General features: G+C 70.3%; 10 protein-coding genes and 1 pseudogene. 8 read left to right on the top strand and 3 right to left on the bottom strand.

Annotated features, from left to right (window positions below; genetic code table 11):
* Window positions 1-218: 218 nt before the first annotated feature.
* Window positions 219-659: a hypothetical protein gene (locus tag ACLZN2_RS06830; RefSeq protein WP_416977457.1), complete on the top strand. Its 441-nt coding sequence runs from the start codon at window positions 219-221 to the stop codon at window positions 657-659.
* Here ACLZN2_RS06830 and ACLZN2_RS06825 read toward each other — a convergent pair.
* Window positions 631-1,378 (bottom strand): annotated as a pseudogene (locus tag ACLZN2_RS06825) (helix-turn-helix domain-containing protein). The gene ACLZN2_RS06830 and the pseudogene ACLZN2_RS06825 overlap by 29 nt on opposite strands.
* Before the next feature lie 61 nt (window positions 1,379-1,439).
* On the opposite strand from ACLZN2_RS06825, the gene ACLZN2_RS06820 reads away from it, so the two are divergent.
* The 4 genes from ACLZN2_RS06820 to ACLZN2_RS06805 all read left to right on the top strand — a co-directional run bounded on the left by ACLZN2_RS06820 (window position 1,440) and on the right by ACLZN2_RS06805 (window position 5,752).
* A complete protein-coding gene (locus ACLZN2_RS06820) occupies window positions 1,440-2,534 on the top strand; it encodes an ADP-ribosylglycohydrolase family protein (RefSeq protein WP_416977456.1) in 1,095 nt (364 codons plus the stop codon).
* Window positions 2,535-2,646: 112 nt separating this feature from the next.
* Window positions 2,647-2,952: a 4a-hydroxytetrahydrobiopterin dehydratase gene (locus ACLZN2_RS06815; RefSeq protein ID WP_416977455.1), complete on the top strand. Its 306-nt coding sequence runs from the start codon at window positions 2,647-2,649 to the stop codon at window positions 2,950-2,952.
* 61 nt (window positions 2,953-3,013) lie between these two features.
* A complete protein-coding gene (locus ACLZN2_RS06810; RefSeq protein ID WP_416977454.1) occupies window positions 3,014-3,805 on the top strand; it encodes a class I SAM-dependent methyltransferase in 792 nt (263 codons plus the stop codon).
* 39 nt (window positions 3,806-3,844) lie between these two features.
* Entirely contained in the window at window positions 3,845-5,752 is a 1,908-nt protein-coding gene (locus tag ACLZN2_RS06805) for a rhamnogalacturonan lyase (RefSeq protein ID WP_416977453.1), read from the top strand.
* Window positions 5,753-5,865: 113 nt separating this feature from the next.
* Here ACLZN2_RS06805 and ACLZN2_RS06800 read toward each other — a convergent pair whose 3' ends face one another.
* Together ACLZN2_RS06800 and ACLZN2_RS06795 are read right to left on the bottom strand one after the other, a co-directional pair.
* A complete protein-coding gene (locus ACLZN2_RS06800; protein WP_416977452.1) occupies window positions 5,866-8,535 on the bottom strand; it encodes a cellulose binding domain-containing protein in 2,670 nt (889 codons plus the stop codon).
* A 137-nt stretch (window positions 8,536-8,672) separates the two neighbouring features.
* On the bottom strand, window positions 8,673-11,588 hold the full coding sequence (locus tag ACLZN2_RS06795; protein ID WP_416977451.1) for a glycoside hydrolase family 48 protein: 2,916 nt from the start codon (window positions 11,586-11,588) through the stop codon (window positions 8,673-8,675).
* Window positions 11,589-11,851: 263 nt separating this feature from the next.
* On the opposite strand from ACLZN2_RS06795, the gene ACLZN2_RS06790 reads away from it, so the two are divergent.
* From ACLZN2_RS06790 to ACLZN2_RS06780, 3 genes are all read left to right on the top strand, one after another.
* Entirely contained in the window at window positions 11,852-13,330 is a 1,479-nt protein-coding gene (locus tag ACLZN2_RS06790) for a cellulase family glycosylhydrolase (protein ID WP_416977450.1), read from the top strand.
* Window positions 13,331-13,405: 75 nt separating this feature from the next.
* Window positions 13,406-15,130, top strand: coding sequence for a glycoside hydrolase family 6 protein (locus ACLZN2_RS06785; RefSeq protein ID WP_416977449.1), 1,725 nt, complete (start codon window positions 13,406-13,408; stop codon window positions 15,128-15,130).
* A gap of 167 nt (window positions 15,131-15,297) precedes the next feature.
* Window positions 15,298-16,284, top strand: coding sequence for a class I SAM-dependent methyltransferase (locus ACLZN2_RS06780; protein WP_416977448.1), 987 nt, complete (start codon window positions 15,298-15,300; stop codon window positions 16,282-16,284).
* The last annotated feature ends 69 nt before the right edge of the window (window positions 16,285-16,353 follow it).

The following is a 16,353-nucleotide window of genomic DNA, read 5'->3' as shown; positions in this document are numbered from 1 at the left end:
GCACGCGGGTCAGTGTGTCATGTTCCGGCCGCGGTCTCACCGGTACGGCGATGAGGTTCTTGCCACGCGTGACACCGGGGCATGACACCGGGCGCACCACACCGGGGCCGTCCATGACCTCAGGGGTAATCGACTGCAGCCCCCTTCCGGGCGGGATCGTGGAGTCACAGTCACAGTCACCGGCTTCCGACCTCGACCTCGACGGAGGGTGATCCGCCATGTCCGCAGCCCAGTCCGCCCCGCTCACCGCACTCGCCCGCACCGCCGAGCCGTACACGGCACTGCGCCGCTTCCTGGCCGCGGACGCCGTCGTCACCGGCGTGAACGGCCTCGCCTGCCTCGCCGCCTCCGGCCCGCTCGGCCGCCTCCTCGGTGTCGACGGCACCTTGCTGCTCGAACTCGGCGCGCTCCTCGCGGTGTACGCCGTCGCCGTGGGCGTGCCGGCCTCCCGAGCCTGGCCGGCGGCGCTTCCGGTGCGGGCGGTGGTGGAGTCCAAACTCGCCTGGACGGTGCTCAGTTGTGCCGCGCTCGCCTTCTGGCTGTCGCCGACGACGGTGGGCGCGGTGTGGACGGTGCTGCAGGCCCTGACGGTGGCCGGCTTCGCTGCTCCAGCACTTCGTCCTGAAGGCGTCAACTCATCAGTGACCGAAGGTACTTGACCGTCGCGGGGGCGGCCGGGAGCAGCGTCTCGACGGCCAGCTCGGCGACGGTCACGTCCAGGGACGGGCTCGGACGGGTTCGGCAAGCCGCACCGCCTCCTCCTCCGGCACCGGATATGCGGCGACCTCCTCGTACAGCGCGCGCAGCGGAGCCGAGCGGTGCAGCGCGATCTGACGCGTACTTCGCGCTGCCGATGCAGATCGAGCACGCGGGGCGTGAGCCGCATCGCGTTCAGCGGCGGCGCCAGCAACGTCTGAGGGAGCCCCTCCAACAGCATGGCGATGCCCCGGTTGGCCGCCACCACGTCGTACGTCCGTTCACCACCAGCGCCGGATACGGCTCGTAACCCTGGATGAGACGCTCAAGACCGGCGCGCAGCCCGTCCAATGCCGGGTCGTCCAGCGGGTCTCCGGGAAGCGCGGAGCACAACCGGCCGCCAGCAGCTGGGGGTCCCCCCAGGCCGTTCAGGCACTGGGGGAGCGTTGCGCTCCCGCACCGGCACCTCAAGATGCTCGGTCAGCCGCAGCACCATCTCCTCGCTGGGCCGGGAACGGCCCGTCTCCACGAAGCTGATGTGCCGGGCCGAGGAACCGGCACGCAGCGCGAGCTCCGGCTGACTCACCCGCCGCCGCTCGCGCCAGCCCCGCAGCAGGGGGCCCACACCCGGCTCGGCGGGGGCGGCGGACGCGGTGTTCGTACCGGTCGCGACAATGGTCATACGTACGACGGTAGTCGAGAAAGCCCGCGCGATGGCGTGGGCGAGAGGTGGGTGAGCGACCGTGCCGTGGAACGGGCGGAGGTTCGCGTTCGAGGCCGAGGCGGTGTACCGGGCGCGGGTGCGCGGCTGTCTGCTCGGCGGAGCGCTCGGCGACGCGCTCGGCTACCCGGTGGAGTTCGACTCCCTCGGCCGTATCCGCGCCGCGCACGGCGAGCGCGGCGTCACCGGGCTCGTCCCCGACGCGGCGGGCGTGGTCGGCCGGATCAGCGACGACACACAGATGACCCTGTTCACCGCGGAGGGCGTCGAGCAGGCGCTGCGGCGCGAGCGCGGCAAGGGGATCGGCGGCGGCGGTCCCCGGCTGGTGCGCTGGGCCTACGAACGCTGGCTGCACACCCAGCGCGTACCGGCGCCCGACGGCGGGCCCACCGCCCACGGCTACGCCGGACCGGCCGACGGCCTCGTCACCGAACCCTGGCTGTACGCCCGCCGCGCCCCGGGCAACGCCTGCCTGAGCGGCCTCCAGCAGGACGTCGTCCCCGAGCCCTGGGCCGAACCCGGCCCGCCGGGACCGGTCAATCCGGAGTCGAAGGGCTGCGGCGCCGTCATGCGGTCGGCACCCTTCGGACTCACCGGCGCGTCGGCGGAGTCCGCCTTCCAACTCGCCTCCGTGTGCGCCCGGATGACGCACGGTCATCCCACGGGCTACTACTCCGCCGGCGCGCTCGCCGCGATCGTCAGGCACCTGACGGACGGGGAGTCGATCGAGGGTGCCGTCCTGCGCACCCTGCGCCTGCTGGCCCGGCACCCCGGCCACGAGGAGACGAGCACGGCCCTGCGGCGGGCACTCGACCTGGCGGAGGAGGGCGATCCCACCGCGGAGAAGGTGGAACGGCTCGGCGCCGGCTGGATCGCCGAGGAGGCCCTCGCCATCGGCGTCTACGCGGCCCTCGCACACACCGACGTCGAACGCGCCCTGCTCCTCGCGGTCAACCACTCCGGCGACAGCGACTCCACGGGCTCGATCTGCGGCAACCTCCTCGGCACCCGCCACGGCGACCACGGCCTCCCGCACACCTGGCTGCGGCAGGTGGAGGGCCGCGCCCGCATCGCCGCCCTCGCGGACGACCTCGCCGACGAGGCCGCCCGGGCCTGAGCCCCCGCGGGTTCCCCGGCCCGGACGGCCGGGAGCCCTCCTGACCAGGGCCGCCGCCGCTCTCCTGTGGCAGGCTGGACGGGTACGCGACACCCACGAAGGGAGTCACCCCATGGCCGTGGAACCGCTGTCGCAGAAGGAGATCGCGGACCGCCTGTCCGAACTGCCCGGCTGGGCCGTCGACGGCGACCGCCTGACCCGCTCCTACCGGCTGCCCTCCCACTTCGCCGCGACCGCCCTGGTCGTCCATGTCGCGCGGATCCAGGACGAACTCGACCACCATTCGGACCTCACCCTCGGCTACAACACCGTCTCCCTCGCGGTGAACACCCACAGCGTCGGCGGAGCCGTCACCGAACTGGACTTCGAGCTGGCGCGGAGGGTGGAGGAGGTGGTGGGCGGACACGGGGCGGGTTGAGGCATCCGGCATACAACGTGGCGCATATTGCATACAGTCGGCGGGTCGAACGGGGGCGTGCGTGCTGGACTACGACGAGGAAGCCGAGCGCTACGACGTCTCGCGCGGCGGCGAACCCCGCGCGGCCGCCGCGGCGGAGGCCGTCCTCGGTCTGCTGCCGCCCGGAGTGCGCAGTGTGCTGGACGTCGCCTGCGGCACGGGCATCGTCACCCGCCGGCTCGCGGCCGGACCCGGTGCCCCGCGCGTGACGGGCGTCGACCTGTCGCCCGTGATGGCCCGGCACGCCGCCGCCCGGCTGCCGGGCGCGATCGTGCGCGCCGACAGCCGCCGACTCCCCTTCCCGGACGCGCGGTTCGACGCCGTGAGCAGTGTGTGGCTGCTGCATCTCGTCGACGACGCCGGGGACGTGCGGCGGATCGTCGCCGAGTGCGCGCGGGTGCTGCGGCCGGGCGGTGTGTACGTCACCACGGTCGACAAAGGGGCCTCGCACAACGTGGGCAGCGACATCGACGGGGTCCTCGCCTCACGCCCGCGCCGTCCCGCGTCCGACGCCGCCGCGCTCGTCGAGTCGTACGCCGTGGGCTGCGGCCTGGTCCCGGCGGGGCAGGCCCGTTTCGCCGGGCGGGGACAGGGGCGCAGCCCGCGCCGGGCGATCGCCGACCTCAGACGAGGGTGGTTCGTCACCCTGCCGCCCGGAGACCCGCTCGCCGACGAGTTCGAGGCCCGCCTCGCGGCCCTGCCCGACCAGGAACGGCCGCGCCCGGAACCGCAGTTCACCCTGCGCGCGTTCCGCAAGCCGGCGGCCGAACTGGCCGAAAGACACGGCAACGTGGCCGAACCCCGCGGCGACTGAGAGTGCGGAACCCGTCCGTCCTCTCTGGAGGTTCGTCCCGTGCAGCACCCGCACAAGCACCGCAGACGCCGAGCCCTCCTGTCGGCGGCGACAGCGGCCGCGGCCCTCGTCGCCGCCGGCCTGACCGCGCTCGGCACCGGCACGTCCCCCACGCTCGAACTCACTCGCGCGGGAGGGGCCCCCATGGCCGCCACCGCCCGCCAGGTCGAGGCCCTCGACCGGGGCGTGGTCAGCGTCCACACCGACAGCGGCAACCTGGTCGGCTGGCGCTGGCTGGGCACCGACCCCGACAGTGTCTCCTTCAACGTCTACCGGGCCGGCACGAAGGTCAACTCGACCCCGATCACCGGCTCCACCACCTACTTCCACTCCGGCGCCCCGGCCCAGGCGGACTACACGGTCCGCGCGATCGTGGGCGGTGTCGAACAGGCCGACTCCGTCCACGCGATCCAGTTCCGCACCGGCTACAAGGACGTCCCGATCACCCCGCCGGCCGGCGGCACCACCCCCGACGGTGTCGCCTACACCTACGAGGCCAACGACGCGTCCGTGGGCGATCTCGACGGCGACGGCGCCCTGGACCTCGTCCTCAAGTGGCAGCCGACCAACGCCAAGGACAACTCGCAGTCGGGATACACCGGAAACACGATCGTCGACGGTATACGGCTGGACGGCACCCGTCTGTGGCGGGTCGACCTGGGCCGCAACATCCGTTCCGGTGCCCACTACACACAGTTCCAGGTGTACGACTACGACGGCGACGGCAAGGCCGAGGTGGCGATGAAGACCGCCGACGCCACGATCGACGGCACCGGCGCGGTGATCGGCAGCTCCTCCGCCGACCACCGCAACTCCAGCGGCTACGTCCTGTCCGGCCCCGAGTACCTGACCATGTTCAACGGCCAGACGGGCAAGGCGATGCAGAGCGTCGACTACGTCCCGGCCCGCGGCACGGTCTCGTCCTGGGGCGACTCGTACGGCAACCGCGTCGACCGCTTCCTCGCGGGGACCGCGTACCTCGACGGCTCCCGCCCCTCCCTGATCATGGCGCGCGGCTACTACACCCGCACCGTGATCGCCGCCTGGGACTGGCGTGGCGGCGCCTTCACCCGCCGCTGGACCTTCGACACCAACTCCTCCACCAACACCGGCAGGGGATACGACGGCCAGGGCTCCCACAGCCTCTCCGTCGGGGACGTCGACGGCGACGGCAAGGACGAGATCGTCTACGGCGCGATGGCGGTCGACGACAGCGGCAACGGCCTGTGGACGACGAAGACGGGCCACGGCGACGCCCAGCACCTCGGCGACCTCGACCCGTCCCACGCCGGCCTGGAGTACTTCAAGGTCTCGGAGTCGAGCAGCCAGCCCGCCGAGCTGTACATCAACCCGGCCAACGGCACCGTCAACTGGCAGCTCGCCGCCTGCTGCGACAACGGCCGAGGCGTCGCCGGCGACATCTGGGCGGGCAACGACGGGGCCGAGGTGTGGTCCGCCTCCGACTCCTCCGTCCGCGACGAGGCGGGCGCGACGAAGGGCCGCGAACCGTCCTCCGTCAACTTCCTGTCCTGGTGGGACGCCGACACCACCCGTGAACTCCTCGACGGCACCCACATCGACAAGTACGGCACCTCCTCCGACACCCGCCTGCTGACCGGCTCCGGCGTCCACTCCAACAACAGCACCAAGGCGACGCCCTCCCTGTCCGGGGACATCCTCGGCGACTGGCGCGAGGAGGTCGTCTGGCCCACCACCGACAACACCGCCCTCAGGATCTACTCGACCCCGTACGAGACGACGACGAGGATCACGACCCTCCTGCACGACACGATGTACCGCACGGGCCTGGCCTGGCAGAACACCGCCTACAACCAGCCCCCGCACCCGAGCTTCTTCATCGGCAACGGCATGGCCACGGCACCCAGGCCGACGGTGTACACCCCCTGACAAGGGCGTGACGAGGCCCCGCCCGACATCGGACGGGGCCTTTTCGCGGTCGTGCGGCAGATCAGTTCAGGGCCTTGGTGCTGAACCGGATCGTCCGGTTGGCCGGTACCGGGTCACGCCACCGTGCAGCTCTGCTCGCCCAGCTTGAACGCCGTGGGTTTCGTGTTCGAGCCCGTCCAGGTGCCCGTGAAGCCGAAGCTCACGGACGAGCCGGATGCCACGTTGGCGTTCCAGGCGACGTTCTTCGCGGTCAACGCCGCACCCGACTGGGTGTAGTCGGCGTTCCAGAGCTGGGAGACCGTCTGCCCGTTGGGGAAGGACCAGTTGAGGCTCCAGCCCGACCACGCGCTCGTGCCCGTGTTGGCGAGTGTCACGTCCGCCTGGAAGCCGCCGGACCACTGGTTGGTGATCGTGTACGTCACCGCGCAGGCACCGGTCGGGGTGGGATCCGTACCGCCGCCGTCGCCGCCCCCGCTTCCGCCGCCGCTGGTGTCGGAGGTGTCGCCGTAGATGACACCCCGGCCGTTCGTCGACACGTACACCCGCCCGTAGACCCGCGGGTCACCGGTGATCGCCGCGCCCGTCCAACCCCACTGGTGGGCATCGTCGTTGATGCGCGTCCAGGTCGCGCCCTTGTCGGTCGAGCGGAAGACGCCCCGCACACCGGCGATCTTCGCGCTGGTGTAGAGCGTCTGGTACGAGGCACCCGTCGCCGCCTTCCCGAAGCCGATGGTGTCGGCCTGTTCGACCGTCGACAGCTTGGTGAAGGTGGCGCCGGAGTCGGTGGAGTGCCACAGCCCGTACGCCCCGTCGCTCGCCCCGCCGGCCAGCCACACGTCGCCCTTCGTGCCGGGCAGCGCCTTGAAGCGCACGCTGTCACCGCTGGGCAACCCCGTCGCCGCGGACGCCGCGAAGGTCGCCCCGCCGTCGGAACTGACGTAGAACTTCCCGGACTTGAAGCCGTAGAAGGTCTTCGGGTCGACCCGGTCCGACTCCACGATCGCGCCGGACGGAATGCCGCTCGACGCCGCCCACGACGAACCGAATCCCGTCGTGTACTGCACGCCCGTACCCGCCGGACTCCACACGAACCGGCTGCCGTCCGCCGCCGCGGCCACCGTCCCGCCGCCGCTCACCCCCGAAGGGTCCGACCCCGCGAACCAGTTGGCTCCGTTGTCCGTCGAGAACGCCACATGCGGGCCCGAGTCCAGATTGCCGACCCGGACCACCGTGTTCGGGTTGGCCTCGGCGTAGTCGAGGCTGGTGGTCGTCGTGAAGTTCGGGGAGGTGAACATCATCGACGGCACCTTCGTCAGATCCGTGTGCCGGAAACCGCCCACGTCACCGAGCGCGCTGAGCAGCGGCGCACCCGTCGGGGGAGAGGCGAGGTCGTTGACCGCCGTCTCCTCCAGCCCCTGCACCATCGGCTTGACGGTGAACTGGCTTCCGCTGTCCCAGTTGGTGAGGTTCTCCGTGCCGTAGATCGTCGCGCCCGTCCCGTACATCATGCGGGCGGAGTTGAACGGGTCGATCTCCAACGCCTCGGTCATCCAGCCGAGTTTGGGCGTCTGCTCGGGCGGCGACGGGTTCGCACCCCAGGTCAGCCACGGCGACGACGAGACGTCCATGGTGAACCGGTTCGAACGGTTCGGATACGACGTGTAGTCCCACGCCCTGGTCCAGGTCCCGCCGCTGTCCGTGGAGCGGAAGATCTGGGTGTCGGGCCACCAGGAACTGTATGCGGTCGCCATGACGGTGCCGGGCTTCTGCCGGTCGACCGTCAGCCCGCTGAAGCCGTAGTAGGTGTCGGCCTCCGCCACCGGGCTGATGTCCGTCCAGGTGCCGGTCGCCGTCGCATACCGGAACAGCCGGCCCTTGCCGCCGTCGTACGGACCGCCCTTGTCGCTGTATGCGATGTACAGATAGCCGTTGACGGTATCCAGTACACCCTTGTGTGCCAGGTAGCCCGTCGGCTGCCCCGCCACCCGCGACCAGGTCGCCCCGGCGTCCGTCGACCGGTACACCGCGTTGTCCTTGTCGGCGACCCCGACGTAGATCGTCTTCGTCGCCGTCCCCGACGTGCCCGTCGACTCGTCGAAGGTGACCCAGACGATCCCCTGGTTGTCGCTCGCATACCCGCTGGTGTCGCTGGGATCCTGTACATAGTTGCCGACATTCGGGAAGTTGCTCACCTGCGACCAGGTGACCCCCGAGTCCGTCGACCGCCACAGCCCCTTGCCGCTCGGCGCGCCCAGGTACAGCACGCTGTTCCTGTTCGGGTCGACCGCGAGCCGCTCGCCCATGCCCCGGCCGGGCATGTTCCCGCCCAGCTTGAAGGGGAGGTCCGTCTTCTGCCAGGCGGCGCCCCGGTCACCGGACCGGAGGACGGCGCCGTTGCCGGGGTCCCAGCTGTTGGTGTACGTACCGACCGCCGCGTACACCTTGTTCGGGTCCACGGGATCGGAGGCCAGGCTCACCACGCCCGTGTGCCCCCAGTCCGTCCAGCCGACGGAGTCCAGCAGCGGCGTCCACGTCCTGCTCGGCTCCTCCCAGCGGTAGGCACCGCCGATGTCGGTGCGCGCGTAGGCGAGGTTCTTCTCCTTGCGGTTGAAGACGATGCCCGGCACGAAGCCGCCGCCGTCGATCCGGGCGTTCTTCCAGGTGTACGACTCCGCGGCAAGCGTCGCCTTCGGGGCCGCGTCGGCGGCCAGCGCGGGCGGGCTGCCGGCGAGCAGGCCGGCGGCGAGCGCCAGCACCGCCGTCAGAATGCGCTTTCTTCGCACGGTGGGGGTCCTTCCTCGCGAAGCCATGTGTGCGGGGGGAGGTGCGGGACGTGCGACGTGCGGGATGTGCGACCACCGGGCGGCCCCCCATGCGGGAAGGGGCCGCCCGGCGCGGTACGCGGAGCGTTAGCGGGGACTTATTCGAGGAGCTCCGCGTACGAACCCATGGCCAGGGCGATGTCCGCCTGGGCCCAGAACCGGTGGTACGTGAACACGGGCGCGGCACCGCCCGCGAGATAGCTCTCGATCTTCGACCAGGCCGGGTCGTTCCGGTAGAAGGAACGCAGCGAGGTGAAGGTCGAGGAGGAGTTGATCGTGTCGCCGTTCGGCATCTTCCCGCTCCAGCCGCTCGGGACGTACACGCCGTCGTCGAAGCGGTTGTAGTCGGCGCGGGTCTCGGGGACCGCGATGCCGAGGGCGTCCTGGTAGTTGGTCCACATGCCGTCCAGGAGCGCCTTGGCGGTCGTCCTCGCCTCCGTGTCACCGGACCTGGCGGCGTAGTACGTCAACGTCTTGGCGTACGCGGCGGCCACACCCACGTCGTTGGTGTAGTCGGCGACGGTGACGTGAAGTCCCGTGTTCGCGCCGGGACTCGACGCGTTCCAGGTGTCGGGCTGGCCCGACCACTGGAGGGTGGAGGGGATCAGGAAGGTGCCGTCCGGGTTGATCGTGGTCTTGGACAGCGCCCAGTCGACCCACTTGTCGAGGACCGTCTTGGCCTGTGCGTTCCCCGTCTGCTGGTAGTACTCGGCGACCCGCTCCATCGACCACGCCTGGAACCCGAACCACTGGTTGGACGGCGGGTCGTGGTAGACGGGCTGCTGGTCGTAGTACATGCCGTAGAAGGTCGACGTGCCGGACGGGGGAGTGGAGTAGCGGCCGGCCCAGCTGTTCGTCGCGCCGCCCGCGATGGCGCCCTCGCTGGACTGCAGCCAGCGGTAGAACTCCAGCTGCCGGGTGAGGGACGTGGCCCAGTCGGCCTGCCCCGTCGCCGACTTGGGCTTGAGGTCGGCGTAGCTGCTCAGCGCGTAGGCGGCCAGGGGGTTCTGGTAGCCGCCGTGGGTATGGCTGGAGCCGATGCGCCAGGCCCAGCCGGCGCTGGTGTCCGTGGCGCCGCCCCAGGCGTAGTACCAGGACAGCAGGTAGTGCGAGGCGTTCTTGCCGGTGCCGGCCGCGCACGCGGTCGGACCGACACAGTTGCCGATCTTCTTGAAGTACTTGTCGTACATCGCATACCGCAGATAGTCGCCCATCTTCGCGGCCTTGCCGACGGTCGCCGAAACGTCACCGCCCTTGCCCTGCGCCGTCGCCCAGACGTCCGCCCAGTACGCCGCCTGCACTGCCCGCGCGTCGGCGTCCGGAGCGTTGGTGTACTTCCACTGCTTGGCGTAGGAGGAGTCGCCCGTGAACAGGTCCAGGTACCCGTTCGTGCCGCCGTACGTGAAGGCGTCGCAGGTCGGCTGCGGAACCGTCTCCCACACCGACTCCTGCGCACCGCGCTGGAAGGTGTTGATGTACGACGGCCCGGTCGCGGTCGGGCCGGCCTCGCACTTGCCGGGCTCGTTGCCGTAGCCGTAGACGTTGTCGACGTCCTGCAGCCAGTGCATACCGTAGACGTCGTCCGTGCTGTATGCGGTCTTCAGTTCACCGGCTATCGGATCCGATCCCACCGACACCCCGGTGTCCAGCCGCGCCGGATACTCGTTCGGCGTGTCCAGCTCCGGCGCGTACGTCGCCGGCTTCGACGCGTTGTAGAACGAGTTCGTCGGCTGGTCGGCGTGGGTGGGGATCATGTACTTCTCCATGAGGTCCCACGCGCCGTTGAACCTGGTCCAGTCGCCGGTGATCCTGCCGTACATGGCCTGCAGCCAGAGAAGGTAGCTGTAGGCCTCGGACGTGGTCTCGTGGCCCTGGTCCGGCGCCTCGACGATCAGCGTCTCCACCGAGTGGTACGGGATGCCCTCGGGGGAGAAGTAGCCGTTCGCCGGGTTGGTGATCTTGCCGTACAGGTCCAGGAACCGCGCGTCGTACACCTTGCTGCCGGCGATCTCGGTGACCGTGACCGACGCCTTCGCGTGTCCGGTGGCCGTCGACTCGAAGACGGCCGCGCCGGTGCCGGAGGCGTTCGCGGTGACGGTGACCTTCTGGGCGGTGCTCCAGTTCGACGGAGTGAAGGTGAGGGAGGCGCCACCGGTCACCGTCAGACCCGCGTTGCCGCTGGTACGGGCGGTCGTGACGGTCACGCTGGCCGACGGCTGGGTCGACAGCTTCAGCTCGTACGTGCCCGTCCCGCCCTGCTGCACGGCGAGCTGGTTGGTGGAGGCGACCACGGCCGGTCCCGAGGCGACCGTGATGCCGACCGGCGTCGACGACGCCGACGCGCCCAGACTGTCGTAGGCCTTGGCCACCAGCGAGTGGCCGCCCACGGACAGACCGGAGGCCGACAGGGTGTACGGCGAGCTCGTGTCCGTGCCCAGCAGGGTCGTGTCGTCGTAGAACTCGACCTTGGTGATGGTCGCGTTGTCGGCGGCCGCGGCGGTCGCCGCGAGCGGCACCGCGTCGCCCTGGGTGTAGACGGCGCCCGCGGCCGGGCTGGTCAGCACGGTGGCCGGCGGCTGGTGCGCGCCGACGCAGGTGGTGCCGTTGATCGCGAAGCTCGTGGGCGCGGTGTTGGTGCCGCTGTAGGTGAACTGCGCGCCCGTGCTCACCGCGGCACCCGCCGCGATGGTCCCGTTGTAGGTGGCGTTGTTCACCGTGATCTGCTGACCGGACTGCGACCAGGTCCCGTTCCAGCCGTTCGTCAGCTTCTGGTTGCCGGTGTAGGCGTACGTCAGGGTCCAGCCGCTGATGGGGTCGGTACCGCGGTTGGTGAGGGTGAGGTCGGCGGTGAAACCGGAGCCCCAGTCATTGGTCCTGTAGTCCACGCTGCACTGAGGTGCCGCCGCGTGAGCGGTGGTCGGGAGCGTGCCGAGCATGGCGAGAGGAAGCGCGAGGGCCGCGACGACGGCGGTCCACAGGCGCCGCGCCGCGCGACGTCTGCGTACGGGATGCATGGTTCCGGTTCCTCCTTGCGGCTCTGGACGGTGGGGGAGGAGCAACAAGCCCTGAACCAGTGGGAGCGCTCCCATAGTGGGGAAAGGGGTGAAGGCGGTCAAGGTGCTTGAAGAGTCGAAAACATTCGACGCGAGAAGTTGAGGGAAAGTCAGTGACGCCCCTGTTCTTTGCCTGCACTTGGCGCTAACTTCGAGACACCAGTGGGAGCGATTCCATCAGTCGACGCGTCCGTCACGACGCGCTGAGCTGCAAGGAGTCGCTCATGCGACACCCCCCTCGTTCACTCTTTTTAGCCGTCGCCGGCACGGTCGCCCTCGGGACGGGCGTGACCCTGCCGGTCATGACGGCACACGGAGCCACGCCCGCGTGCACGGTGGAGTACTCCGTCACCGGCCAGTGGGACGCCGGCTTCCAGGGTGCCGTGAGAATCACCAACAACGCGGCCGCCGTGAGCGGTTGGACCCTGACCTTCGACTTCGCGAACGGCCAGCAGGTCACCCAGGGCTGGAGCGCCAAGTGGTCCCAGTCGGGTACCACGGTCTCCGCGGCGAACGAGAGCTGGAACGGCTCGCTCGGCACCGGCGCGAGCGTCGACGCGGGCTTCATCGCGTCGAAGGGCGCCACCAACTCCGTGCCGACGAAGTTCAGGCTCAACGGCACCACCTGCAACGTCGACGACGGATCGACTCCCACGCCGACCCCCACCACCCCGCCCGACACCGGTGACGCACCCCCCGCACTCCACGTGTCCGGCAACAAGCTCGTGGACGCCGACGGCCGCACCCGCAGGCTGCTCGGCGTGAACCGGTCCGGCGGCGAGTTCATGTGCGTCCAGGGCCGCGGCATCTGGGACGGCCCGGTCGACGACGCGTCCGTGCGGGCGATCGCCGACTGGAACGCGAACACGGTCCGCATCCCGCTCAACGAGGAGTGCTGGCTGGGCCTGTCGAACATCGACGCCGCCTACGGCGGCACGAACTACGTCAACGCCGTCAGGGATCTGGTGGCCCGCGTCGAGGCGCACGGCATGACACCCGTCGTCGAACTGCACTGGACCTACGGCCAGTACACCGGCAACTCGGCCGGCTGCTCGGACGTGCACGCCAGTTGCCAGAAGCCGATGCCCGACATGCAGTACACACCGTCGTTCTGGACGTCGGTCGCGAACACCTTCAAAAGCGACCAGGCCGTCGTGTTCGACCTGTTCAACGAGCCCTACCCGGACCGCGCGACCTCCACGACCACTCAGGCGTGGCAGTGCTGGCGGGACGGCGGTACCTGCCCCGGCATCGGGTACGAGGTCGCCGGTATGCAGGATCTCGTCGATTCCATACGGTCGACCGGCGCCCGGAACGTGATCCTCGCCGGCGGGATCGCCTACTCCAACGACCTCACCCAGTGGCTGACGTACAAGCCCACCGACCCGACCGGCAATCTCGCCGCGGCCTACCACGTCTACAACTTCAACTCCTGTGCGAGCGAGAGCTGCTGGAACTCCACGCTCGCCCCCGTCGCCGCCCAGGTGCCGCTCGTGGCGGGCGAGATCGGGGAGAACACCTGCTCGCACGCGTTCGTCGACCAGGTCATGAAGTGGTTCGACGACCGGGAGCTCTCGTACCTGGGCTGGACCTGGAACACCTGGGACTGCTCGTCGGGCCCGTCCCTGATCTCCAGTTACGACGGGACCCCCACCGTGTACGGCACCGGGCTGCGCGACCACCTGCGCGCCCTCGACGGATAGGCGCCATCGGCAGCAAGGGACGTCAGGAACGGACAGAACGGACAACACCCGCGACGGACAAGGAAACCCGCACTCATGAGCCGTAGCAGAACAGCGATGCTCGCCGCGCTGGCGCTGGTCGCCGGCGCCTCCGGGACGGCACTCGCGGTGGTCCCGGGGGACCCGGGCATCGCCGCCATCCCGTGCACCGTCGCCTACACGGTGCAGAACCAGTGGGACACCGGCTTCACCGCCAACGTCACCGTGACCAACAACTCGGCCGCGAAGACGAGTTGGTCGGTGAAGTGGGCGTACGCCGGCAACCAGCAGATCACCAACGGCTGGAACGCGAAGATCACCCAGTCCGGTACGGCCGTCACCGCCAACAACGAGACCTACAACGGGACGTTGCCGAACGGCGGTTCGGTCAGCTTCGGGTTCCAGGCCTCCTACAGCGGCACCAACGCGGTGCCGACCACGTTCACGCTCGACGGGGTCACCTGCAACGTCGACAGCGGAGGCGGCACGCCCACCGACCCCGGCACCCCGACCGACCCGGGCACCCCGTCCACCAAGGTCGACAACCCCTACGCGGGCGCCAAGGTGTACGTGAACCCGGAATGGTCGGCGAAGGCCGCCGCGGAGACGGGTGGCTCCCGTATCTCCAACCAGCCCACCGGTGTCTGGCTCGACCGGATCGCCGCCATTGAGGGCGTCGGCAGCGGCATGGGCCTGCGCGACCACCTCGACGCGGCCCTCGCCCAGAAGGGCAGCGGCGAGGAGGTCGTCCAGCTGGTCGTCTACGACCTGCCCGGACGTGACTGCGCCGCCCTCGCCTCCAACGGCGAGCTCGGCCCGACGGAGATCGACAAGTACAAGACGCAGTTCATCGACCCGATCGCGGCGATCCTCGCGGACAGCAAGTACGCCTCGCTGCGGATCGTCACCACCATCGAGATCGACTCGCTGCCGAACCTGGTCACCAACACCGGCAGCCGGCCCACCGCCACCGCGGCCTGCGACACCATGAAGGCCAACGGCAACTACGTGAAGGGCGTCGGCTACGCGCTCGACAAGCTCGGCGCGATCCCCAACGTCTACAACTACATCGACGCCGGTCACCACGGCTGGCTCGGCTGGGACGACAACTTCGCTCCCGCCGCCCAGCTCTTCTACGAGGCCGCCAACGCGGAAGGGGCGACTGTAGACGATGTACACGGCTTCATCACCAACACGGCGAACTACAGCGCCCTGAAGGAGAACAACTTCACCATCAACGACTCCGTCAACGGCACCTCCGTACGGCAGTCGAAGTGGGTGGACTGGAACCGGTACGTCGACGAACTGTCGTACGCGCAGGCCTTCCGCACCCAGCTGGTGTCCACCGGCTTCCGGTCGACCATCGGCATGCTGATCGACACCTCCCGCAACGGCTGGGGCGGCACCGCACGGCCCACCGGTCCGGGCGCCACGACCAGCGTCGACACGTACGTCGACGGGGGCCGCTACGACCGCCGTATCCACATCGGCAACTGGTGCAACCAGTCCGGCGCCGGCCTCGGCGAGCGCCCGCAGGCCGCCCCGGCCGCCGGGATCGACGCGTACGTGTGGATGAAGCCGCCGGGCGAGTCCGACGGCTCCAGCTCCGCCATCCCGAACGACGAGGGCAAGGGCTTCGACCGCATGTGCGACCCGACGTACACGGGCAACCCCCGCAACGGCAACAACATGTCGGGTGCCCTGGCGGGCGCCCCGCTGTCCGGGCACTGGTTCTCGGCCCAGTTCCAGCAGCTGATGCAGAACGCCTACCCGCCGCTGTAGGAACCGGCGCGCGGTTCCGTCCGGCTGCTCCCGTGCTCGGGGAGCGGCCGGACACGGCGGAACCTGGGACCGGCGGAGGGATTTTTTTGCCGTCCCGGCAACAGGAATGGCCCTCGCGCGGTGCGTCGGCGCACGCTGACGGCACACCGGACGAGAGGCTGACCACCATGGCGCACCACCCGCACGAGCACCGGCACGAGCCCCGGCAGGACGAGCACACCTGCGAGCACCGGCACGAAGTCGGGCACCAGCACGAAGGCGAGCACAAGCACCAGCACGGCCACCGTCACGGCCACGGCCACGGCCACGACACCGACATCGACTGGGCGGCGATGGCCCCGCACCTCGAAGCGCAGGCCGAACTGTTCACGCCCCTGTACGAGCGGGCCCTGGCCTGGCTCGGCAAGGAGGTGACCGAGCCGGGGCTGATCGTCGACGCGGGCAGCGGTCCCGGGGTCGTCTCCTGTCTGTTCGCCGAGACCTTCCCCGGCGCCAGGGTCCTGGCGGTCGACGGCTCCGAACCGCTGCTGGAGCGGGCCGGCGAGCGGGCCGCCCGACTCGGGTACGCCGACCGATTCGGCACCCTCGCCGGTGAACTCCCGGAAGTCCTCGGGGAGTTGGACTACCCGGCCGATCTGCTGTGGGCGGGCCGCAGTCTGCACCACCTGGGCGACCAGCGGGCCGCCCTCGCCGCCTTCGCGGAACGGCTGGCACCCGGCGGAACGCTGGCGATCATGGAAGGGGGTCTGCCGCCCCGGTTCCTGCCGCGCGACATCGGCATCGGCCGTCCCGGCCTGGAGTCGCGGCTCGACGCGCTGCAGGAGGAGTGGTTCGCGCAGATGCGGGCCGACCTGCCCGGATCGGTCGAGGTGACCGAGGACTGGCCGGCGCTGCTCGGCTCCGCCGGGCTGAAGCACTCCCGCAGCCGCAGCTTCCTGCTCGACCTGCCCGCACCCGCCTCCGACCGGGCCCGTGCCTACGTCACCGATTCTCTGTCCCGGCTGCGCGACGTCCACGGCGACGCCCTGGACCCCGAGGACCGCGCCACGCTGGACCGGCTCCTCGACACCGACGACCCGGCGGGCGTGCGGCACAGGCCGGACGTGTTCGTCCTGGCGGCGCACACGGTGCATACGGCGGTGAAGCCCGCGTAGCCGCACCGCTGAGCGAAGGGGCGTGACCGCTGGCCACGCCCCTTGCATCACCTCACCTCGCCCGCGCCG

The sequence above is a fragment of the Streptomyces sp. T028 genome (genome assembly GCF_048159505.1).
GTDB lineage: Bacteria > Actinomycetota > Actinomycetes > Streptomycetales > Streptomycetaceae > Streptomyces.
Note: the sequence above shows the minus strand (reverse complement) of the source record. Positions and strands in the feature narration are given on the sequence as shown.